The sequence below is a fragment of the Pontibacillus halophilus JSM 076056 = DSM 19796 genome (assembly GCF_000425205.1).
Classification (GTDB): Bacteria; Bacillota; Bacilli; order Bacillales; family BH030062; genus Pontibacillus_A; species Pontibacillus_A halophilus.
This window is the reverse complement of record NZ_AULI01000005.1, coordinates 248,359-267,890: the sequence shown is the minus strand read 5'-3', so window position 1 is coordinate 267,890 and position 19,532 is coordinate 248,359. Positions and strand designations below refer to the sequence as shown.

24 protein-coding genes are annotated in these 19,532 nt (G+C 42.6%); 5 read left to right on the top strand and 19 right to left on the bottom strand.

What is annotated here, in order from left to right; translation table 11 throughout:
• Window positions 1–236: transposase family protein (locus H513_RS0105750; protein ID WP_161625290.1), on the bottom strand; the 236-nt coding region annotated here is incomplete at its 3' end.
• A gap of 228 nt (window positions 237–464) precedes the next feature.
• Window positions 465–3,185 carry an aconitate hydratase AcnA gene (gene acnA, locus H513_RS0105745; RefSeq protein ID WP_026799882.1) on the bottom strand — a complete coding sequence of 907 codons (2,721 nt, stop codon included), beginning with the start codon at window positions 3,183–3,185 and terminating at the stop codon, window positions 465–467.
• A gap of 188 nt (window positions 3,186–3,373) precedes the next feature.
• On the opposite strand from acnA, the gene sspO reads away from it, so the two are divergent.
• On the top strand, window positions 3,374–3,523 hold the full coding sequence (gene sspO, locus H513_RS0105740; protein ID WP_026799881.1) for a small acid-soluble spore protein O: 150 nt from the start codon (window positions 3,374–3,376) through the stop codon (window positions 3,521–3,523).
• A 24-nt stretch (window positions 3,524–3,547) separates the two neighbouring features.
• Here sspO and H513_RS0105735 read toward each other — a convergent pair whose 3' ends face one another.
• The gene (locus H513_RS0105735) at window positions 3,548–3,814 is read right to left on the bottom strand and encodes a hypothetical protein (protein ID WP_026799880.1); all 267 of its coding nucleotides are present in this window, start codon (window positions 3,812–3,814) and stop codon (window positions 3,548–3,550) included.
• A gap of 122 nt (window positions 3,815–3,936) precedes the next feature.
• Here H513_RS0105735 and H513_RS21150 point away from each other — a divergent pair, with 122 nt between their 5' ends.
• The gene (locus H513_RS21150; protein ID WP_081658188.1) at window positions 3,937–4,095 is read left to right on the top strand and encodes a small acid-soluble spore protein P; all 159 of its coding nucleotides are present in this window, start codon (window positions 3,937–3,939) and stop codon (window positions 4,093–4,095) included.
• Window positions 4,096–4,137: 42 nt separating this feature from the next.
• On the opposite strand, the gene H513_RS0105725 is transcribed toward H513_RS21150, so the two are convergent.
• Both H513_RS0105725 and H513_RS0105720 read right to left on the bottom strand, forming a co-directional pair.
• On the bottom strand, window positions 4,138–4,506 hold the full coding sequence (locus tag H513_RS0105725; RefSeq protein ID WP_026799879.1) for a hypothetical protein: 369 nt from the start codon (window positions 4,504–4,506) through the stop codon (window positions 4,138–4,140).
• A 13-nt stretch (window positions 4,507–4,519) separates the two neighbouring features.
• Entirely contained in the window at window positions 4,520–5,641 is a 1,122-nt protein-coding gene (locus H513_RS0105720) for an ATP-binding protein (protein WP_026799878.1), read from the bottom strand.
• Between the two features lie 266 nt (window positions 5,642–5,907).
• Here H513_RS0105720 and H513_RS0105715 point away from each other — a divergent pair, with 266 nt between their 5' ends.
• Window positions 5,908–6,342 (top strand): DUF2621 family protein, encoded by a 435-nt coding sequence (locus H513_RS0105715; RefSeq protein ID WP_026799877.1) that lies wholly within the window; start codon window positions 5,908–5,910, stop codon window positions 6,340–6,342.
• Between the two features lie 17 nt (window positions 6,343–6,359).
• Here H513_RS0105715 and H513_RS19650 read toward each other — a convergent pair whose 3' ends face one another.
• The 8 genes from H513_RS19650 to H513_RS0105675 all read right to left on the bottom strand — a co-directional run bounded on the left by H513_RS19650 (window position 6,360) and on the right by H513_RS0105675 (window position 12,465).
• Window positions 6,360–6,872 (bottom strand): CcdC family protein, encoded by a 513-nt coding sequence (locus H513_RS19650; RefSeq protein WP_081658187.1) that lies wholly within the window; start codon window positions 6,870–6,872, stop codon window positions 6,360–6,362.
• Window positions 6,873–6,973: 101 nt separating this feature from the next.
• Window positions 6,974–7,405: a Na(+)/H(+) antiporter subunit B gene (locus tag H513_RS0105705; protein WP_026799876.1), complete on the bottom strand. Its 432-nt coding sequence runs from the start codon at window positions 7,403–7,405 to the stop codon at window positions 6,974–6,976.
• A gap of 75 nt (window positions 7,406–7,480) precedes the next feature.
• Window positions 7,481–8,191 (bottom strand): cytochrome c biogenesis CcdA family protein, encoded by a 711-nt coding sequence (locus H513_RS0105700; protein ID WP_026799875.1) that lies wholly within the window; start codon window positions 8,189–8,191, stop codon window positions 7,481–7,483.
• A gap of 137 nt (window positions 8,192–8,328) precedes the next feature.
• Window positions 8,329–8,553, bottom strand: coding sequence for a YneF family protein (locus H513_RS0105695; protein ID WP_026799874.1), 225 nt, complete (start codon window positions 8,551–8,553; stop codon window positions 8,329–8,331).
• Window positions 8,554–8,625: 72 nt separating this feature from the next.
• Entirely contained in the window at window positions 8,626–9,063 is a 438-nt protein-coding gene (gene sirA / locus H513_RS0105690) for a sporulation inhibitor of replication protein SirA (protein ID WP_026799873.1), read from the bottom strand.
• Window positions 9,064–9,316: 253 nt separating this feature from the next.
• Window positions 9,317–11,308 (bottom strand): transketolase, encoded by a 1,992-nt coding sequence (gene tkt, locus H513_RS0105685; RefSeq protein WP_026799872.1) that lies wholly within the window; start codon window positions 11,306–11,308, stop codon window positions 9,317–9,319.
• A 182-nt stretch (window positions 11,309–11,490) separates the two neighbouring features.
• Window positions 11,491–11,724 (bottom strand): DUF896 domain-containing protein, encoded by a 234-nt coding sequence (locus tag H513_RS0105680; RefSeq protein ID WP_026799871.1) that lies wholly within the window; start codon window positions 11,722–11,724, stop codon window positions 11,491–11,493.
• Between the two features lie 81 nt (window positions 11,725–11,805).
• A complete protein-coding gene (locus H513_RS0105675) occupies window positions 11,806–12,465 on the bottom strand; it encodes a YneB family resolvase-like protein (protein WP_026799870.1) in 660 nt (219 codons plus the stop codon).
• 330 nt (window positions 12,466–12,795) lie between these two features.
• Here H513_RS0105675 and lexA point away from each other — a divergent pair, with 330 nt between their 5' ends.
• Window positions 12,796–13,425, top strand: a complete 630-nt coding sequence (gene lexA / locus H513_RS0105665) for a transcriptional repressor LexA (protein ID WP_026799869.1) — start codon at window positions 12,796–12,798, stop codon at window positions 13,423–13,425.
• 108 nt (window positions 13,426–13,533) lie between these two features.
• On the top strand, window positions 13,534–13,677 hold the full coding sequence (locus H513_RS21475; RefSeq protein ID WP_154655192.1) for a hypothetical protein: 144 nt from the start codon (window positions 13,534–13,536) through the stop codon (window positions 13,675–13,677).
• A gap of 68 nt (window positions 13,678–13,745) precedes the next feature.
• Here the strand turns inward: H513_RS21475 and glnA are convergent, their stop codons facing one another.
• The 6 genes from glnA to hfq all read right to left on the bottom strand — a co-directional run bounded on the left by glnA (window position 13,746) and on the right by hfq (window position 19,505).
• Window positions 13,746–15,083 (bottom strand): type I glutamate--ammonia ligase, encoded by a 1,338-nt coding sequence (gene glnA, locus H513_RS0105655; protein WP_026799868.1) that lies wholly within the window; start codon window positions 15,081–15,083, stop codon window positions 13,746–13,748.
• 30 nt (window positions 15,084–15,113) lie between these two features.
• The gene (locus H513_RS0105650; protein ID WP_026799867.1) at window positions 15,114–15,536 is read right to left on the bottom strand and encodes a MerR family transcriptional regulator; all 423 of its coding nucleotides are present in this window, start codon (window positions 15,534–15,536) and stop codon (window positions 15,114–15,116) included.
• Window positions 15,537–15,660: 124 nt separating this feature from the next.
• Window positions 15,661–16,899, bottom strand: a complete 1,239-nt coding sequence (locus H513_RS0105645; protein WP_407946593.1) for a methionine gamma-lyase family protein — start codon at window positions 16,897–16,899, stop codon at window positions 15,661–15,663.
• A gap of 21 nt (window positions 16,900–16,920) precedes the next feature.
• Complete coding sequence (hflX, locus tag H513_RS0105640) at window positions 16,921–18,162, bottom strand: GTPase HflX (RefSeq protein ID WP_026799865.1); 1,242 nt, start codon at window positions 18,160–18,162, stop codon at window positions 16,921–16,923.
• Window positions 18,163–18,261: 99 nt separating this feature from the next.
• Complete coding sequence (gene spoVK / locus H513_RS0105635; protein WP_026799864.1) at window positions 18,262–19,182, bottom strand: stage V sporulation protein K; 921 nt, start codon at window positions 19,180–19,182, stop codon at window positions 18,262–18,264.
• 98 nt (window positions 19,183–19,280) lie between these two features.
• On the bottom strand, window positions 19,281–19,505 hold the full coding sequence (gene hfq, locus H513_RS0105630; protein WP_026799863.1) for an RNA chaperone Hfq: 225 nt from the start codon (window positions 19,503–19,505) through the stop codon (window positions 19,281–19,283).
• Between the last annotated feature and the right edge of the window lie 27 nt (window positions 19,506–19,532).

Below are 19,532 nucleotides of genomic sequence, written 5' to 3'. Positions count from 1 at the left end.
CAGGCGTAACGGCGCTTTCGATAGAACAAATACGTTGTCCGTTCGAAGAGTTTAAGGTGTTGGATTTTTTGGGTTCGATAGTCATGAATGCGTTGTGTCCAGTCACCGCACGACTTACATTTATGACTCTTCTTTGGAACCTCCACATAAAGATGAAAATCTCCACCGATTTCTTCACTTTTCTTGATAATTACACTTTGTAGTCCTGGTACTGGGATGTTAGAATACACGTACACGCAACTCCTTTACTGATTTGTTTCTCGTCAATTCAAGTGTAGTAAAGATTGGAGCTTGCGTGTTTTTTTATGCCAAATTTTTTACGTACCCCAACAAATATTTTAGAGCCTCATAAATATCGAACCTATATCTTCCAGCACTCTTTTGGTTTAATCGTACGTTCTGCTTTACTCGTTGTAAAGAAAAAAAGCAACAGCCCGATACAGGCTGTTGCTTTCTTAACTGTATTAAGAAGTGTGTGAAGTCTGTTCGAGTTTATTTCGAAGAACCATTTGTAGAATACCACCGTTTCGGTAATAATCTACTTCAACTTCACTATCAAAGCGTGCGACAACCTTAAACTCAGTTACACTTCCATCTTCACCTACAGCTGTCACTTTAACTAGATCATGAGGGGAAACGGATTCATCAATGTCTACATTAAATGTCTCTTTCCCTGTCAGTCCAAGAGTTTCAGCATTCTCACCTTCTTGGAATTGAAGCGGAAGAACGCCCATCATAACCAAGTTGGAACGGTGAATACGTTCAAAGCTTTCAGCAATTACTGTTTTAATTCCGAGGAGATTGGTTCCTTTTGCTGCCCAGTCACGAGAACTTCCCATACCGTAGTCCTGTCCAGCAATGACAAGAAGCCCCGTCCCATCTTTCTGATACTTCATGCATGCATCATAAATTGGGAGTACGTCACCTGTTGGCCAGTATGTCGTAAAGCCACCTTCTGTACCTGGAGCAAGCTCGTTACGGATACGAATATTACCAAATGTACCACGCATCATCACTTCATGATTACCTCGACGAGAGCCATAAGAGTTAAAGTGTCTTGGTGTAACACCTTTCTCTTGCAAATAACGACCAGCAGGCATATCTTTCGCAATTGCCCCTGCAGGTGAAATGTGGTCTGTTGTTACTGAATCGCCGAATTTACCAACTACACGAAGTTTGTTCAGTGGCTTAACGCTCTCAGGGTCTTTTGACAACCCTTCAAAGAACGGTGGATTTTGAATGTAAGTTGAATTCTCATCCCAATCGTATAGAGGTTCATCTGTTGTTTCAATTTGATTCCACTTTTCGTTGGCATCAAATACGTCATCATATTCTTTGCGGAAGATTTCTGGACTAATAACTGCATTTATTTGCTCCTGAATCTCTTCCTTCGTTGGCCATAGATCATTGAAATAGACTTCTTTACCGTCTTTATCTGTACCAATTGCCTCTGTCTTAAGATCGACATCCACTGTTCCTGCCAATGCATAAGCAACAACAAGTGGCGGTGAAGCCAAGTAGTTGGCACGCACAAGAGGGTGAATACGGCCTTCAAAGTTTCGATTACCAGATAATACAGAGGACACCGTTAAATCACTCTTACTAATTGCCTCTTCTACTTCTTCTGATAATGGACCTGAGTTCCCAATACACGTTGTACAGCCATAACCAACTAAATTAAAGCCAAGTTGCTCTAGGGGCTTCATAAGACCAGAGTCTTCTAAGTAGCGAGTCACGACTTTAGAACCAGGTGCAAGTGAAGTCTTCACATATTCTGGAACTTCTAATCCGCGTTCTACCGCCTTCTTAGCAAGTAGCCCAGCTCCCATCATAACGTGAGGATTGGACGTATTCGTACAAGATGTAATCGCAGCAATTGCCACAGCACCTGTTTTCATCGTCGATTTCTTCCCGTTCTGGTGGTCCACTGTTACTTCCTTCTTCTTCTCCTCTTCTGTAAGACCGAAGCCTTGGTTGCCAGCAGGTGCTGTCAACGCTTGATTAAAGGACTTCTTCATTTCAGATAGTGGAATTAAATCTTGTGGACGTTTTGGACCGGATAGGTTCGGCTCTAACTCGTCCAGTTTAATTTCTACAAGGTCTGTATATTCTGGGTCTTTATCGTTTGCATCATAGAAAAGGGAATTCTCTTTCGCATATTTCTCAACAAACTGAATCTGCTCATCTGAGCGACCCGTCAGTTTCATGTATTGAAGTGTCTCATCATCAACAGGGAAGAATCCGCATGTTGCACCGTATTCTGGAGCCATGTTCGAGATGGTCGCACGATCCGCTAAAGGCATGTCCTTTAGGCCATCTCCGAAGAATTCAACAAACTTTCCAACTACTTTCTTCTCACGAAGTTTCTGTGTGACTTTCAGTGCCAAGTCCGTAGCTGTTGTGCCATCTGGATAGCTACCAGTTAACTTAACTCCAATAACTTCTGGAGCTGGGAAATAAGAAGGTTGTCCGAGCATTCCTGCTTCTGCCTCAATACCTCCAACACCCCAACCAAGTACGCCAAGACCATTGATCATTGTCGTATGAGAGTCGGTACCTACAAGTGTATCTGGATACGCTTCGAACTCTCCGTCATTCTCGTTCGCATGTACGACGTTAGCTAAGTATTCAAGGTTCACTTGGTGAACAATTCCAGTTGCTGGTGGAACAGCTTGATAGTTATTAAAGGCTTTCTTAGCCCAGTTTAAGAATTCATAACGTTCTTTATTTCTTTCAAATTCAAGTTCCATGTTCACGCGTAAGCTGTCTTCTGTGCCGTATTTATCTACTTGCACAGAGTGGTCAATCACAAGGTCGACCGGTACTTCAGGATTAATTTCTTGTGGGTCCCCGCCCATATCGACCATCGCTTTTCTTAAAGAAGCTAAGTCAACTACCGCTGGTACCCCTGTAAAGTCCTGTAGTATAACGCGTGATGGTTTGAACGGTACATCAACTGTTTTAGATTCAGATCCCCATTTTGCTAACCCTTCAACGTGCTCTTCTTTAATGACTGTTCCGTCAAATTGACGAAGAACGGACTCAAGTAGCACACGGATGGAGTAAGGGAGACGTGTAATCTTCCCATATCCTCTGTTCTCAAGTGCCTTTAACTGATAATAGTTGTACGTGTTGCCATTCAGTTCAAATTGTTTTCTTGCTTTATAGTGGTCCTGCTGTGCCATATGTTCCTATACCCCCTCAGTCATAATAGTGAAGTAAGGTCTTTAAACCTTTTCCCCCATCTTTCAAACCTCTTATACAATTCAGAAAGTTTGGAATCTGCATTATTTATTGTAAATGAAAACGATTTATAAGTAAAATAATTCGATAAAATTTTCCTAATACTAATGATAGCTAAGGGGGTGATGTGATGACAACGAGAAAAGCAAACCATGTTCGACCTGGTATGAACCATGCGAGTGCACAAGGTAAGGGTGCGGGTTACAATGAGGAAACACCTCAACAACCGCTATCAGCTGAAGAACGTCAAAACAACAAAAAGCGTAAGAAGAATCAATAAAGAAAGCTGAGACCGTTATCGGTCTCAGCTTTCTTTATCAATTTCTGCCATGATGGATTGTAAGTCTTGTTGAAACTGCTTCAATTGGGAGTATTGATGTTCACTCGCCACTTCAAGAGCCTTATCAATTTGTTGATACGCCTCTTGAACTTCTTCTGTGAGGTGTGCGAGTTCACGTCCATAATGAGGTTGTTCAATGCTCTCTACACGTTTTTCGTTCGCATCAATAGCTTGTGCATACCCTTGTTGGGCCGCTTGGAATGCTTGTTGTTTATTTTTGTGATATGGCATATTGCTCCTCCTTTAGTTTCTTGGAGTTAGTTTTCTTTCTTTCGAAGGAGAACATACATAGAACTTGTGAATAGTCACCCTTAAATAGACACACGATAACAATACGAAAGGAGGCGTCGTCTATGCCAGTATATGAAAGCAATGACGCAAAAGATATTCGTCAGAACCAACCGAAGAACAACCAACAGTCAAGTGGACAACCAAAACCCCTTAGTGGTTCCCATAAAGTGAAAAATCGCAATCACAGTCGCCAGAAAAACCATGCGTCCCATGATCTATAATTGACAAAACCCGCGACAACTAGTACTGGTTGTCGCGGGTTTCTATCTTTCTAATGTTTGTATGCTAGATAAATTCCAAACCGCTTTATGTAATAAAGAAATAGAATACGTATAATGGCCTTCCTTGTTACAATCGCTTAAGTACATGCCCATCCATTTAAAACAGTCCACTAAATAATAGGTCTCAATCCCTCTTGCGGTCAGTACTCGGTTTACCCAGTCGACATAATCAAGAAAGATTGAATCCATGTGAATCATCCCTGCTGAGAGCAGATATTCTAAATGATGCTCTATATCTTGCTTAATATGTTGTAACGATTGTAAAGAATATCGTTCTCTAAGCTCAGGGTATGTCGATAACATTTTATGATAGATAAATGAGATTAGTTCATGTTGGACAGCTTGTTCCACTATTCTAGGCCTCCTATTCTAGGGGTAAGCTTACCCTGAACGTACTTCCTTCATGTTCTGATGAGAGAATGGTTAGCTCTCCATTATGCTTCTCGAGTAACTCGCCTGTAATCATCAATCCAAGTCCAGTTCCATTCTTCTTAGTTGTGAAGAAGGGTTCCTTGATCTTCTGGATTAGATTTGGTGGTATACCTGGTCCGTTGTCAACAACATCAATGACATATTCATTGTGCGCGCGCTTCACATGCACGACAACCTCTCCACCATTCTCCATCACTTCAATGGCATTCTTTAACAGGTTGATAAACACTTGTTTAATTTGGGATTTGTCACAGTGCACATTGTAAGACAGCGAGTCGTCATACTCTAGTTCAATGTCCACCTTATATAAAGAAGCTTGGGAGGATAATAGAGTCATAACATCTTGGATGAGTGAAATAAGGTTCTCTTCTCTCAAGTCATTTGTCATTGGCTTTGAAATAAAGAGTAACTCAGAGGTGATATTCTCAATCTTCTCAAGTTCTTCCTGCATAATCTCGTAATAATGCGTGTCCTCTGAGGCAGTAGATTTCATAAGTTGCATGAATCCCTTTAATGAAGTTAGCGGATTCCGAATCTCATGTGCAATGCCTGCTGCCAACTGTCCAGCAATTGACATTTTCTCGGAACGAATCATCATTTCTTCTGCTTCCTTCTTATCTGAAATGTCCCGAGTCACTGCGATAATTACCGACTGTTCTAGCTCCTCTAAATACTTCTTACAAAAGCGTGCTTCTACCCACACATACTTTCCGCTTCGCTTCCGCATTTGCATGTCAATCCGCGACGTTCCCGTCTCACCTGATAACAATTCCAGTAACCGCTCATGGTCTGTTGAGGAGAAATAATCCATGCATTGTTCTCCCAGAAGTTCTTCGCATCTATACCCTAGTAACTTCTCATAGCCCGGTGAGGTATAGAGGATCCTCCCATCCTCACTTACGACGCTTGCGGCATCAAAACTGTTGTTCTCCAACCATTCGAGCAGTACATGAGGAAGTTTCTTTATTGGATGATGAGGCGATTGTTCTTGTTGAGTTATTGATTCTGTTGTAGATTCCATGCTGTTATGTTCTTGTTTTGAATTCTCTTTCATCCCTTGCCCTCCTCACTTTCAACACATAGTAACATTTTATCCCACTAATTTAGGTTTCATCAAGACGCCACCCTACAAAAACAGACAAAATCTGAAACATTTTCATTAAAATGTCCACTTTTTGGCAAACTTGTAATTCTAACCTATGAATTTGAATTGAAAAGATGACACTTTTCAATAGAAAACCTCTTCTTCAAGTGATAGACCTTCCTGGCGAGGTATGATATGCTACAAGTAATATTGGAAGAAATTAAAAGGTGATGCTTATGAATACGACCTTTGCAATTTTCATACTTTTCTGGATTGTCGTAATGATTGGGTTGATGGCAACCGGCGGCTACTTTATGTTCCGGAAATTCCTTAAGCGCTTACCGAAAGATGATGGTAAGTCCATCCTCGATTGGGAAGCCTACTATGTAGAACAGACGCGTTCCATGTGGGGAGAAGAAGAGAAAGCACTCCTAGAAGAACTTGTCTCTCCTGTCCCAGAGTTATTCCGGGACGTGGCTCGTCATAAGATTGCTGGGAAGATTGGTGAAGTAGCGTTAGAGAAGAATGCGAGGAAGATTACAGAAGAAGTCATCATTGAAGGGTATATCCTTGCAACCCCTCCTCGAGACCACAAATTTCTGCGCAAACGATTAAATGAAAAGAACATTGACCTTACTCCATATGAACCACTATTTGAAAAAACCCTCTAATGCCGAAGCATAGAGGGTTATTTTTGAGCCATAAAGCTTTTTAAGTCCTTTGACTGTTTCAGTTGTCGCTCTAGTTGTAAATACTTCACAAGCATGGCAATCCGCCATGTGAAAATCATGCCAAAGGCAAGTAAAAAGAACATGCCGCTCGTTTCGCCAAATGAGATGCTTTGACCGATGAGAATCTTTAACACGATACGTAGAGCAAGTAAGCCAAATAAGATCGCTGCGAACGCTTTAGAAGGAACGAGATAGATCTCTTTGCCCCGAATCTCAAATTTGCTCGTCTTGATTAAGAAAACGGAAAAGATAATCCCAACAAGCAAAGCTTCCCCCACTTGGGCCCATGTCACCCTAAAGATGGGCACAACGAACATGAGCGCACCTGTACTCATAAAAAATGGCGGTAGAATAATCTTCTTCACTGAAGCAGGCTTTCTTGAAGCACGGAGGCGCACCACAATCATGGCTACTGCCATAAAGGCCGCTGCGATTGTGCTTAAGACAAACCATATGTAGGACTCAAACAAATTGACTCACACTTTCTATAGGATGCTTACGTACACAACCATCATAGATGTTGCAAGGGGCATGGTTGAACGTCTCACCCATGCCCCAAACCAAAACAAGATTATTGGTCATTTGCAATTGTTAATATAATGGTCATCGTAATTCCAACTACCGTTAAGTATACGCCTAAATCAAATAGTAACGCTGTTGCAAGCTCCACATCACCGAGCAACGGTACATGGTGCAAATGCTTAAACGTCTGACTAAGGAATGGCTCACCAAATACAAAAGAGCCAGCACCAGTCAACACGGCAATTAGAAGGCCGACTGGAATCATCGTACGGAAATTAACCGGTAGAATCTTCTGTACGGCATCATAACCGTACGTCATGTACATCAGTACAATGGCAGCCCCTGTCATCAAGCCGCCTATAAATCCTCCACCTGGTGCATTGTGTCCAGCTAGAAACAAGTAGATGGAAAATGCCAAGAGGATAAAGGCAATTAATGTAGTTGTTGTTCTTAAGATTAAGTCATTAGTTGATGTCTTCATTGCGTTTTCTCCTTCTATATACTTAGCATAGTCTCATCTTAATATAAAATTTCATACATTTCTACACTAAACGTTTTAGAAACCTTGAAAGCCAGTCCATTCTGCTAAGTAAGAAGTGAGCACAGTCATCCAGTCGAAGAATAGAAAGAACCCCATGGCAACCATGACATAACCCCCGCCTCGCACCATTTGTTGACTGTGTCGTTTGATCCATCCCATCTTGCCGATAAAGAAGGACAAAATGAAAAATGGTATTGAAAACCCTAGGCAATAAGCAAGCAGCAAGCCAAATGCACTGTTCGGGTCTGTTGCAGCCATCGCCCAAACGGCCGCTAGGATAGGCCCTGTACAAGGTGTCCACCCCATCGAGAAAGCCATTCCTATAAGGAAGCTTCCTCCATAGCCACTAGGACGATTCTTAAAGGTGATCTTTCTGTCACGCATTAAGAACTTGAAATTAAATATCCCAATGATGACAAACCCAAAGAAAATAATTAAAATGGCTCCAAGTTGTCGGATTAGATCTTGATTCCGAAACAGAAATTCCCCAAGGAAGTTTGTCGTATAATAGCCCATCATAAAGAAAATCGCCGAGAACCCAAGTAAGAAAAAGGCTGTATGTAACAGGCTGCGGCGATTGACCATCCCATTATCATCTCGTAACTCTTGTACGCTCATCCCAGTAATATAAGACAAGAACGCTGGATAAAGCGGTAACACACAAGGTGAAATAAATGAAAGGAATCCTGCTCCAAACGCAAGCAATACATTTACTTCTACTCCCATAAAGACCCCCCAAACTATCATTCTTTCTTTCTATCATACCATTAAGAATCAATGGAAAAAATGGAGAATCTATGAACTGAAAACGCCCAACTATAACAAAATCCTTCTTTCCAATGAAAGAAGGACTTTACTCACGTTTATTTCTGTTGCTGTTGGTTATTCATTGCACGCATCATTTGATTTATCTTCTTCTGGGATGGTTTCTGTCCCATTTGCATCATTAATGTACGTAACATTTGTTCGTTAATAGGTGGGTTTTTCTTTAGGTAGTTCATCATATAACGTCTGGCAATAAAGAAGCCAAGTGCTACGCCAGCAATTAATGCGATGATAGCAATAATAATTACCCATAAAGTACTCATGGCCAAAACTTCCTCCTTCATGTTGTCTCCCATACAGTATAGTAAAACAAGAGGAAGAATACAATAGCGTCATCATAGGATTGCTTCTTTTTTAATAGGGGCAATCCACCCAAATTGATTATAGGCTTCATCACTAATAAAGAACGAATGATGAAACGATCGTAAATAGTCGAAGATCAGTACTTCAGCCTGATGAATATTCTCTGCATACAATTTAATTTCTCGACCACTTGCTTGAATCAATTCAATCTTCTGATGCCCTTTTTTCAATCTTAGCTTGGATTGTTCTGGATAAAACGATAAGTGTACCGAATTTGAAATGCGTTTGGATACGTGCTCTACAATGAGCTCAAGTGGGATATATTTCGTAACGAAGCGAAATTGACTTTTCATCTGGTCTAGTTGAGGGTTTTCTTTGTAGCTTGCGAAAAAATCGTAGAGTACACTCGTTTTGTGAAAGTAGTGATAGGCGAACTCTTCTTCAACCCAGTAAATCGAATATTCACGCATAGGTTGTCCCCTCCTAACATAGAGACATTGTATCCTGTCTAGTATGCGAGGTGTGTCAAACAGCGTCATGGTAGGCAAGAAAGTTTTGTCGAATAGTAGATGCCTCTTGTATCCTAATTTCTAGTCTTGTACCCTGTTTTTTACAGCTTTAACCTTTTTTTATTGTTCGGAGTTGCTACTAAGTATGAATTGGATACATTACATATAAGAACGCGCTAAGCTATACTAGCTTAGCGCATTTCACTGTTGTTTCTTAGAATAAAGACTCTACATGCTTCACAACGTTCTCAACTGTAAATCCGTACTCTTCCATAATTCGGTCACCAGGAGCAGATGCACCGAAACGGTCAATTCCAATTACCTTACCATCTAAACCTACATAACGCTCCCAGCCTAGTGTTGCAGCCATCTCAACTGCTACACGCTTCGTAACGGTTCTTGGAAGGACTTCTTCCTTGTATTCGTCACTTTGCTCGTTGAAGCGATCCCATGATGGCATGCTAACAACGCGAACTTCAATGCCTTTCTCGCGTAGTGCTTCTTTTGCACGAACAGCAAGTTGAACTTCAGAACCTGTCGCAAGAAGTAGCGCATCTGGAGTTGCTTTGTCTGCTTCACTGACAACATATGCACCTTTCTTCACGCCTTCATAGCTTGTACCTTCTAATGTAGGAAGGTTTTGACGGGTTAGCACAAGAGCAGTTGGCTTATTTAGAGATTCTAACGAAAGTCTCCACGCCGCTTCTGTTTCAACTCCATCTGCTGGGCGAACGACAGATAAGTTTGGCATCGCACGTAGGGATGGTAACTGCTCAATGGGTTCGTGAGTAGGGCCATCTTCACCGACTGCAATGGAATCGTGTGTGAATACATACGTAACAGGGACATCCATTAGCGCGGAAAGACGAATCGCTGGGCGAACGTAGTCGCTAAATACGAAGAATGTTCCGCCGTATACGCGTAGACCGCCGTGAAGTGCCATACCATTTAACGCGGTACCCATTGCAAATTCACGTACACCAAACCAAATGTTACGGCCAGCGTAGTTGTTACGACTAAAGTCTTCTTCACCTTTAACCTCCGTCTTATTGGAACCTGCTAAGTCAGCACTTCCACCGAAGAAATTTGGGATGCGGTTTGATAACGCATTGATCATCTCACCAGAAGCTGCACGTGTCGCTACTTTGTCTTCACCAGGTGTGTAGCTTGGTAGGTCTTCGTCCCAATCAGATGGCAGCTCGCCGTGGATGGCACGAACCAGTTCTTCAGCCAATTCTGGATTCGCTTCACGATACGCATCGAATTGCTCATTCCATTGTTGTTCAGACGCTTCACCACGTTCTTGAACCTTCTCCTTGAAGTCTGCATAGACCTCTTCAGGGACGTGGAATGGTTCATGCTCCCATTTATAATGTTCTTTCGTTAATGTCACTTCATCTGTGCCAAGTGGTGCTCCGTGTGAAGCAGATTTACCGGATTTGTTCGGGGAACCATACCCGATAACTGTTTTCACTTCAATAAGTGTTGGCTTTGTGCTTTCAGCCTTTGCGTCTTGAAGCGCTTGACGAATTTCATTTACATCTGTGCCGTCTTCAACACGAATCACTTGCCAGCCATAAGCGTTGAAACGGTCTTCTACGCTCTCAGAGAACGAACGATTCAAGTCCCCGTCTAGTGAGATATCATTTGAATCGTAAAGAACAACAAGTTTACCTAGACCTAAATGAGCTGCAAGAGAAGCGGATTCCTGAGAAACCCCTTCCATCAGGTCGCCATCTCCACAAATGCTATAAGTGAAGTGGTCTACAACCTCATGGTCTGCTGTATTGTATTTCGCAGCCAAATGAGCTTCTGCCATCGCCATTCCTACTGCCATACCAAATCCTTGGCCTAGTGGACCAGTCGTCGCTTCTACACCGTCTGTGTGTCCGTATTCAGGGTGTCCTGGCGTACGAGAATCCCACTGACGAAATTGCTTTAGATCGTCCATCTTAACGTTATAACCTGAAAGATGAAGCAGGCTGTATAACAGCATAGAGCCATGACCTGCGGATAGTACGAAGCGGTCACGGTTAAACCAGCTTGAGTTAGCTGGATTGTGATTCATGAACTCTGTCCAAAGCGTGTACGCCATTGGAGCTGCCCCCATCGGCATGCCTGGGTGACCAGAATTCGCGTGTTCAATCGCATCTATGGATAGCGTTCGAATCGTATTAATGGATTGCATTTCATTTTGTTGTGCCATAAAAAGTCTCCTTTCAACTAAAAACCTATGTACCTTTTTAATCCTATAATGAATCGCTTACGATGACAAGCCATTACAGACAGAATGTGATACGCTAACTATAATTTATGTCATCCTACTTAGAACTATGTCGAAAAGACTATAAAAAAAAGACACACGATACGTCGTCGTGTGCCCATGGCTTAATGCTTCTTGTTACGCTCTTGTTCCTCTTTTAATTTTTGAGGGGTTACATCGTTTCCTTCAGGGTCTACAACCTTCATGGAATGAAGATGATTTTTAAAGGATTTACGAACGTTTTTCAAATACTCTTCACGAAGTTTCTTTTGTTCTTTCTGCTCAGTGAGCGTTAAGCCTTCGCTCTTCGATTTATTTGCTAGTACATTTATACGGTCTAGTTTGTCTTGAGATAACATGACAATAACTCCTTTATCTTTAGAAGTAGAACAAAAAAGACAAGTGTCATTGGAAAGACGCTTGTCTACTCTTTCTATATCTTAACGTGCATGGTCGTCGTTTTCAAGTGAAACGAACTCTTTGTATCTTCGATGGACAGTTGCCCTAGACACAGGATGCCCCATCCCTCTTAACGTTGCAGCGATATCTTCAAACGTTAACCCGCTCTTTCGTAACCTTGCTACTTCCTCAATCGGAAATTCTTTACGCTCTCGCCCTTTTGCAAGCTGCTGATTGGATAAGTTCTTACCTGGCTCGAACCCTCGGTCCATCGCACGCTTCATTCCACGCTTAATCTTCAAGTTGTGAATCTTTCGCTGATATTCCTCTACAACACCGACAATTTGAAGAACCATAGAATCGGATTCCGAAAGCTGTAGCTCGCCTCCATGCGAGACTGAATAAACAGGGATGGATAATTTATGTAATTGATGGAAGAGTGCAATCTTTGTGTTCCCTCTTCCAAGTCTCGTCTCATCCTGTATGAGTAAGACGTCAGCTTCTTTCGCTGTAAACGTACTTAACATCGAGAAGATCCCTTCTCGCTCTACCTCGTACCCACTTGCCTGTTCTTCTATACTATCGACGATTTCAAATTGATAGGCTTCTGCTAATAAGGTAAGCTCTTCTTTTTGTCTTTTTAACGAAGACACTTGAGCTTCCTTTTCTGTGCTGACTCTACAATAGATGATGGCTTTCATAGTTGCTCCCTCTACTTTTTTTACTATCATACAGAGAAACTAGCAATATCGTAAACCCTTAACTTGCGACCATTGAAATATACATCAATACAAAGCTACCAATAAACATCGCCGTATAGGCAAGATTACTTTTTAGATTACTTTCTTTAGACTGTTTATGAAACATATGATCCCCTCCGCACAAAAATATAAGAACTTTTGTTCCCCTTTGACTCCTATTATATACGAACGAACGTTCTTGTCAACGATTTTTTACGAACGAATGTTTGTATAAAGTTTCCTACCATGCTATAATGACGTTAATAAAAGATATGTACGAGGTGTAGAAATATGACAAAACTATCAAAACGACAGCAGACGATTCTAGATTTCATAAAAGACCGTGTACTAGAGAAAGGATATCCGCCTTCCGTTCGAGAGATTGGCGAAGCCGTAGGACTCGCATCCAGTTCCACCGTCCATGGACACCTTTCTCGCCTCGAGAAAAAAGGATATATTCGCCGCGACCCTACGAAGCCTAGAGCCATTGAAGTATTAGAACTTGAAGAAGAGAATGTTGTACCGATTCCAAAAGGGGAAGCAACATATGCCCCTGTTATTGGTAAAGTAACAGCTGGTATGCCAATCACAGCTATTGAGAACATTGAAGAGTACGTCCCTCTACCAGATACGCTTGCTTCACCAGATGATGAGATTTTCGTACTCGTTGTTCAAGGGGAGAGTATGATTGAGGCAGGAATCTTAGACGGAGATATGGTCATTGTGAAGCGTACACAGACCGCTTCTAACGGAGAAATTGTTGTTGCCATGACAGAAGACGAAGAAGCTACTGTCAAACGCTTCTTTAAAGAAGAGCGCTACATTCGTTTGCAGCCTGAAAACGCGACGATGGATCCGATTTATGTGCAGAATGTTTCTATTCTTGGTAAAGTTATCGGGTTATACCGCACAATACGCTAATGGAGATGCCGGATTAAAGCCGGCATCTTTTTTTATAGCTTGTTTAACGAAACGTTAGAACGGTCAATACGTATATAAGGATAATCATTGTGACAAGGAGGTCATATGATGGGATTACGTTCAAAGATGCATAAGGCTGTTCGAATTTACGACACAATCACAGCCGCTCGTAAAGGGCGCCTAAAGAAGCACGCAGGCAGAAGTGTCGCAGGAAAGATTAGCAATAAAGTGTTGAATCGTTTGTTTAAATAAATCGTCTCTTCTATGCGCGCAGACAAAAACCCCCTTGAAGCTATGCCTCAAGGGGGTTTTCTTATAGATTAATAAGTCGATAGATATTGTTCTCGTTCCCAAGGATGAACTTGTGTACGGAACATATCCCATTCAATTTCTTTTGATTCAACGAAGTGTTCGAATAGGTGCTCACCTAATGCTTTCACCATGATTTCATCTTGTTTAAGAAGTTCAATGGCTTCAATTAGAGTGGCTGGCAAGTCTTGCACGCCGTGTGCTAAGCGTTCCTGCTTGTCCATCACGTAGATGTTACGGTCTACTGGAGTTGGAGCTGTTAGCTTGTTCTCAACGCCGTCAAGGCCTGCAGCTAGCAATACACTCATCGCTAGGTATGGGTTTGCAGCTGGGTCAGGACTACGTACTTCAATACGAGTACTCATGCCGCGTGATGCTGGAATTCGAATTAGTGGACTACGGTTCTTACCGGACCAAGCTACGTAACAAGGTGCTTCGTAACCAGGTACGAGACGTTTGTACGAGTTGACTGTTGGATTCGTGACAGCCGTAAAGTTCGTTGCGTGCTTCACAACACCTGCAATAAACTGATAAGCTGTTTCACTTAGTTGTTCTTCGCTCTTCTCATCAAAGAATGCGTTCGTGCCATCCTTAAACAAGGACATGTTACAGTGCATACCTGAACCGTTCACACCGAACAATGGCTTTGGCATAAACGTTGCGTGTAAGCCGTGCTTACGAGCAATCGTTTTAACTGCTAGTTTAAACGTTTGGATGTCATCACAGTGACGTAGGGCATCAGCGTATTTGAAGTCAATTTCGTGCTGGCCTGGTGCCACTTCATGGTGGGAAGCTTCAATTTCAAAGCCCATCTCTTCAAGCTCAAGTACGATGTCACGACGACAGTTTTCTCCAAGGTCCGTTGGTGCTAGGTCAAAGTAGCCACCGCGATCGTTAAGCTCCATTGTTGGTTCGCCTTTTTCGTCTAGCTTGAATAAGAAGAATTCAGGCTCTGTACCGAGGTTAAACGCAGAGAAACCTAATTCCTCCATCTTCTTAAGGTTACGCTTCAAATTGTAGCGCGGGCACCCTTCGAATGGAGTACCATCTGGGTTGTAAATATCACAAATAAATCGAGCCACTTTCCCTTTCTCAGATGTCCATGGAAAGACGACAAATGTATCAAGGTCAGGATATAGGAGCATGTCTGATTCTTCGATACGGACAAACCCTTCAATAGAAGACCCGTCAAACATCATCTGATTGTTTAATGCTTTGTCAAGTTGGCTGTAAGGAATCTCAACGTTTTTAATGGTTCCTAGTAGGTCCGTGAATTGAAGACGAATAAACTTTACGTTTTCCTCTTCCATTCGCTTATAAATGTCTTCTCGTGTAAATTTAGAGCCCATAAATGAATTTCTCCTCCTAGTAGGTATATATTAATGGAAGAATCTTGATAATTCTCCCTGACGCAACGAGGCTTTGCCGTATTGATTGCCTTGGAATATTTCATTCTTAAGCATCTTACGCAATTCTTTTTCAGTGAGCTCTTGCTGTACTTTCTCAACTTGCTGGGTTGTAAACGTCGGCTCCTCTGTTTCTTTATGAGCCTCTTCTTGTGTTTGCATGAGAAGAACTTGTTTAATACCAGCTAAGTTAACCCCTTTCTCGATAAGGGATTTGATCTCAAGTAAACGGTCAACGTCATGAAATGAGTAAAGACGTCTATTCCCGTCTGAACGAACAGGTTGTACAAGTTCATGTTCTTCATAATAACGAATCTGTCTTGCCGATAGTTCTGTAAGGGATTTCACAATACCAATCGGAAATAGAGGCATCTTTCTGCGTGTGTAATCATCCATATGTTTGAACCTCCTTCACCATGGTCTTTAGTTACTGTTATTCTATGCCATGATTGCATATGTGTCAACAGATGTTAGGTCTTTTTACACTGAAAAGGAAGGCGGTCATAGACCCCCTTCCGAACTAGTTTCCTAGCATATGTGTAACGGCGTGTTTAATTGCAATCTTAACGTGTGCGTACGTCAGACCGCCTTGTACGTATGCTGTATATGGCGGACGGATTGGGCCGTCTGCTGTTAATTCAAGACTTGCACCTTGAATAAACGTTCCTGCAGCCATGATTACGTCGTTCTCATAGCCTGGCATCGCACTAGGATAAGGGGTTACGTGTGAGTTAATTGGTGACGCCTTTTGAATCGCCTGACAGAAGGCTACCATTTGCTCGGCTGTATCGAACGTTACGGTCTGAATGAGATCGGTACGCTTGGCGTCATAGCTTGGATACGTCTTAAACCCAAGCTTCTCAAGTAACCTTGCAGTAAACGTCGCTCCCTTCATTGCTTCCCCCACTACATGAGGAGCTAAGAAGAATCCTTGATACATTTCTTGCAAGGAATGAATGGTCGCTCCTGTTTCCTTGCCAAGACCTGGAGCTGTGAGTCGATTGGCGCATTGCTCGACTAACGCTTGACGCCCCACAATGTATCCGCCTGTCTTCGCAAGACCCCCACCAGGGTTCTTAATGAGCGAGCCCGCCATTAGGTCAGCACCAACGTGAAGGGGTTCTTCCTCTTCGGCAAATTCCCCGTAGCAGTTGTCGACAAATACAATGACGTTAGGATTAATCCCTTTCACAAACTCTATCATTTCTTTAATCTCATTGATTGTAAACGATGGACGATTCGCATAGCCTTTTGAGCGCTGAATGCCAATTACTTTCGTACGTTCGTTCATTGCACGTTCCACAGAAGAGAAGTCCACTTGTCCATTTTTTAATAGCTCAACGTGATTGTACCCGATATGGAAATCCTTTAAGGACCCATTTCCTTCTCCACGAACGCCGACAATTTCTTCTAACGTGTCGTATGGCTTCCCTGTCATATATAATAGCTCATCGTTCGGTCTTAGCATGCCAAAGAGAGAAACAGTGATTGCATGGGTTCCTGACACAATTTGAGGGCGTACTAATGCATCTTCCCCTCCAAATACGTCCGCATACACTTCTTCGAGCTTGTCTCGTCCCATATCGTCGTAACCGTATCCAGTGGTTGGATTAAAGTGGTGGTCCCCAACTTCGTGAGCTTGAAATGCGTGTAACACTCTCTCTTGGTTGTATTCGACAAGTTTGTCGATTTGTTTATGTTGTGGAGCTAGTTCTAGTTCTACTTCTTCTTGTAGGACTCGTAAATCGATGTCGTTCATGTGTGTTCCCCTTTTATACATCTATTTCTTTAGCTGGTGAGCCAGCGGATGGTCATGTTTAATGTAGCCTTCAACTCGGAAGGTTTCATCTTCTTCGTTGAATTCTTGAAGTGTACGAATGGTATGGCGTTCCAAGCGATGGAGCAATTGAGCTTCATAAGCTGGCACGGATACGTCATACGGCTCCCACCCTTCTTTCAAGACGGTTTCAATCTTCTCGAACAAACGCTTGTAATCGATTGGGTCTAGGGCACTAATTGTAATAGACGGGATGTTCAATGGCATGAACTCAGCCGATAACAAATCTTTCTTATTGTAGACCGTTAGCTGAGGAACGTGATCCGCCTCGAGGTCCCCTAGAAGTTTCTGAACCGTCTTCTCATGCTGAACATGATCCGGGTGAGAAGCGTCTACCATATGTAGAATAAAATCTGCTTCTGTTACTTCTTCAAGTGTAGAGCGAAACGCTGCGACGAGCGTAGTTGGTAAATCTTGAATAAACCCTACGGTATCAGATAGCAATGCTTCAAATCCGCTTGGCAATTGAATTTGGCGCGTTAGCGGGTCAAGCGTTGCGAACAATTGGTCTTCTTGTAAAGACTTACTGTTCGTTAAGTGGTTAAACAACGTCGATTTACCGGCATTCGTATATCCAACAACCGCAATTTGAAAGACGTTGTTTTCTTTTCTCCGCTTACGATATTGGTCTCGTTGAGAAACAACGGTTTCAAAACGGCGTTTAATGTCCGTAATTCTACGCTGGATGTGACGGCGGTCTGATTCAAGCTTCGTTTCACCAGGTCCTCTTGTACCAATACCGCCACCTTGTCTTGACAAGAAGGCACCTTGTCCTGATAGACGAGGAAGTAAGTATTGGAGTTGAGCAAGTTCTACTTGCAACTTCCCTTCCTTCGTCTCCGCACGTCCTGCGAAGATGTCTAGAATAAGCTGAGTTCTGTCAATCACTCGAATGCCACCCAGTTCATTCGACAAGTTTCTCATTTGGCTTGGGGACAACTCGCCGTTAAAGATGACAAGCTCAATGTCACGAGCCTCCACCTCTTCAAGCATCTCATGAACTTTCCCTTCTCCCATATATAAAGCCGGATGGGCACGAGGTCGCTTCTGCGTGACAACCTTCATCACTTCCCCTCCGGCTGTTTCTGTTAAAGCCCGTAACTCATCCAACGATGAATGAAAATGTTCATCGTCTTGGTTCGGAAAGTGACAAGCGGCTAATAATACGTGTTCGCGTTCTTCCATAGGTAATCCCTCGTTTTCATAGTTTCATCTCACCATCATATCAAATCAACCGTAAGAATGCGAATGCGAAAGAGCATGCCTACCCTTGTAGACATGCTCTTACGAATAATGGATGTCTGCACTTGTTAGAAGCATCAAGTCCGTATGGCTATAGGAATTGCTCTTCATCACTCGGATGGCGTGTTTACGTATTGATTGTTCAATGACATTCCGAACGAACCGTCCATTTGAGAATTCCTTCTCCTCCGCCTTTAGATTTAGCATATGCTGCTTTAATTTCCATTCTGCTTCTTTCGACAACTCGTATTCTCGTTCTTCTGCCATCTGCTTCGCAATAATCATTAGTTCCTCAACGGAATAATCGTCAAACGGCAGGACAATAGGAAACCGAGATTGAAGGCCTGGGTTTAACTTCATAAACTGATCCATTTCTTTCGGGTAGCCTGCTAGAACTAAGATAAAGTCGTTATGGTGGTCTTCCATATGTTTCACCATCGTGTCGATTGCTTCCTTACCAAAGTCTTTCTCACCCCCACGAGCGAGCGAGTACGCTTCATCAATAAACAACACGCCTCCGAGTGCTTTCTTAATCATATCGCGAGTCTTTTGTGCGGTGTGTCCGATATACTCTCCTACTAAGTCAGCCCGCTCCGCTTCAATAAAATGACCCTTTGATAGGACATTTAGTTCGTGAAATAGTTTCGCAAGTTTCCTCGCAACGGTCGTTTTCCCCGTTCCTGGGTTGCCTTTAAACACCATATGCAACACCTGCTTAGAAGCTTTCAATCCTGCTGCTTGGCGTTTCTGACTAACATAGACACTAGCGTAAATCTCCTTTAAGGTGTCTTTCAGTTCGTCTAATCCAATCACATCAGAAAATTCACGTTCAATCCGCTCAAATGGATTTCCAGGTAGAGTCTGGACCGGTCTTGGAGGTTCTTCAAGATGAAAATGAGGGGTCCCCTCTTTAAACATGACATTCACTTGACCGTTTTTTCGGTACGTCACTTGGGCACTCATAGCATCACTCCTATACAGAAGCAGTATACACAACGCCCCACCCTTTTGTGACAAATGCCCATAAGAAAAGCGAGTGTCTACAAGACACCCGCTTCTTCCTACTCTTTATCTAAGTTCACATTTTTAGATGGAGCAAATGTGGAAATGGCATGTTTGAAAATAAGTTGCTGCTTTCCATCCACGTCTAATAAGACGGTAAAATTATCGAATGCACGAATTGTGCCTCGTAACTGAAACCCATTTAATAGGAATACCGTTGTTTGCACGTGGTCTTTCCGAAGTTGGTTCAAAAACGTATCTTGAATATTCACAGTTTGCGCCATACTGCTTCCTCCTCTATATCTATCTGC

What these genes read in the sequence shown, in the direction of transcription:
- H513_RS21475 (WP_154655192.1), top strand. Translation starts at nt 13,534, where the DNA reads ATGGGATTACGTTCAAAGATGCATAAGGCTGTTCGAATTTACGACACA.
- sirA (WP_026799873.1), bottom strand. Translation starts at nt 9,063, where the DNA reads ATGCGTGAATATTCGATTTACTGGGTTGAAGAAGAGTTCGCCTATCAC.
- H513_RS0105705 (WP_026799876.1), bottom strand. Translation starts at nt 7,405, where the DNA reads ATGAAGACATCAACTAATGACTTAATCTTAAGAACAACAACTACATTA.
- H513_RS0105715 (WP_026799877.1), top strand. Translation starts at nt 5,908, where the DNA reads ATGAATACGACCTTTGCAATTTTCATACTTTTCTGGATTGTCGTAATG.
- glnA (WP_026799868.1), bottom strand. Translation starts at nt 15,083, where the DNA reads ATGGGCTCTAAATTTACACGAGAAGACATTTATAAGCGAATGGAAGAG.
- H513_RS0105735 (WP_026799880.1), bottom strand. Translation starts at nt 3,814, where the DNA reads ATGCCATATCACAAAAATAAACAACAAGCATTCCAAGCGGCCCAACAA.
- H513_RS0105675 (WP_026799870.1), bottom strand. Translation starts at nt 12,465, where the DNA reads ATGAAAGCCATCATCTATTGTAGAGTCAGCACAGAAAAGGAAGCTCAA.
- spoVK (WP_026799864.1), bottom strand. Translation starts at nt 19,182, where the DNA reads ATGAGTGCCCAAGTGACGTACCGAAAAAACGGTCAAGTGAATGTCATG.
- sspO (WP_026799881.1), top strand. Translation starts at nt 3,374, where the DNA reads ATGACAACGAGAAAAGCAAACCATGTTCGACCTGGTATGAACCATGCG.
- acnA (WP_026799882.1), bottom strand. Translation starts at nt 3,185, where the DNA reads ATGGCACAGCAGGACCACTATAAAGCAAGAAAACAATTTGAACTGAAT.
- H513_RS0105650 (WP_026799867.1), bottom strand. Translation starts at nt 15,536, where the DNA reads ATGGATGATTACACACGCAGAAAGATGCCTCTATTTCCGATTGGTATT.
- H513_RS0105700 (WP_026799875.1), bottom strand. Translation starts at nt 8,191, where the DNA reads ATGGGAGTAGAAGTAAATGTATTGCTTGCGTTTGGAGCAGGATTCCTT.
- hflX (WP_026799865.1), bottom strand. Translation starts at nt 18,162, where the DNA reads ATGGAAGAACGCGAACACGTATTATTAGCCGCTTGTCACTTTCCGAAC.
- H513_RS21150 (WP_081658188.1), top strand. Translation starts at nt 3,937, where the DNA reads ATGCCAGTATATGAAAGCAATGACGCAAAAGATATTCGTCAGAACCAA.
- H513_RS0105695 (WP_026799874.1), bottom strand. Translation starts at nt 8,553, where the DNA reads ATGAGTACTTTATGGGTAATTATTATTGCTATCATCGCATTAATTGCT.
- H513_RS0105680 (WP_026799871.1), bottom strand. Translation starts at nt 11,724, where the DNA reads ATGTTATCTCAAGACAAACTAGACCGTATAAATGTACTAGCAAATAAA.
- hfq (WP_026799863.1), bottom strand. Translation starts at nt 19,505, where the DNA reads ATGGCGCAAACTGTGAATATTCAAGATACGTTTTTGAACCAACTTCGG.
- H513_RS0105720 (WP_026799878.1), bottom strand. Translation starts at nt 5,641, where the DNA reads ATGAAAGAGAATTCAAAACAAGAACATAACAGCATGGAATCTACAACA.
- lexA (WP_026799869.1), top strand. Translation starts at nt 12,796, where the DNA reads ATGACAAAACTATCAAAACGACAGCAGACGATTCTAGATTTCATAAAA.
- H513_RS0105645 (WP_407946593.1), bottom strand. Translation starts at nt 16,899, where the DNA reads ATGAACGACATCGATTTACGAGTCCTACAAGAAGAAGTAGAACTAGAA.
- tkt (WP_026799872.1), bottom strand. Translation starts at nt 11,308, where the DNA reads ATGGCACAACAAAATGAAATGCAATCCATTAATACGATTCGAACGCTA.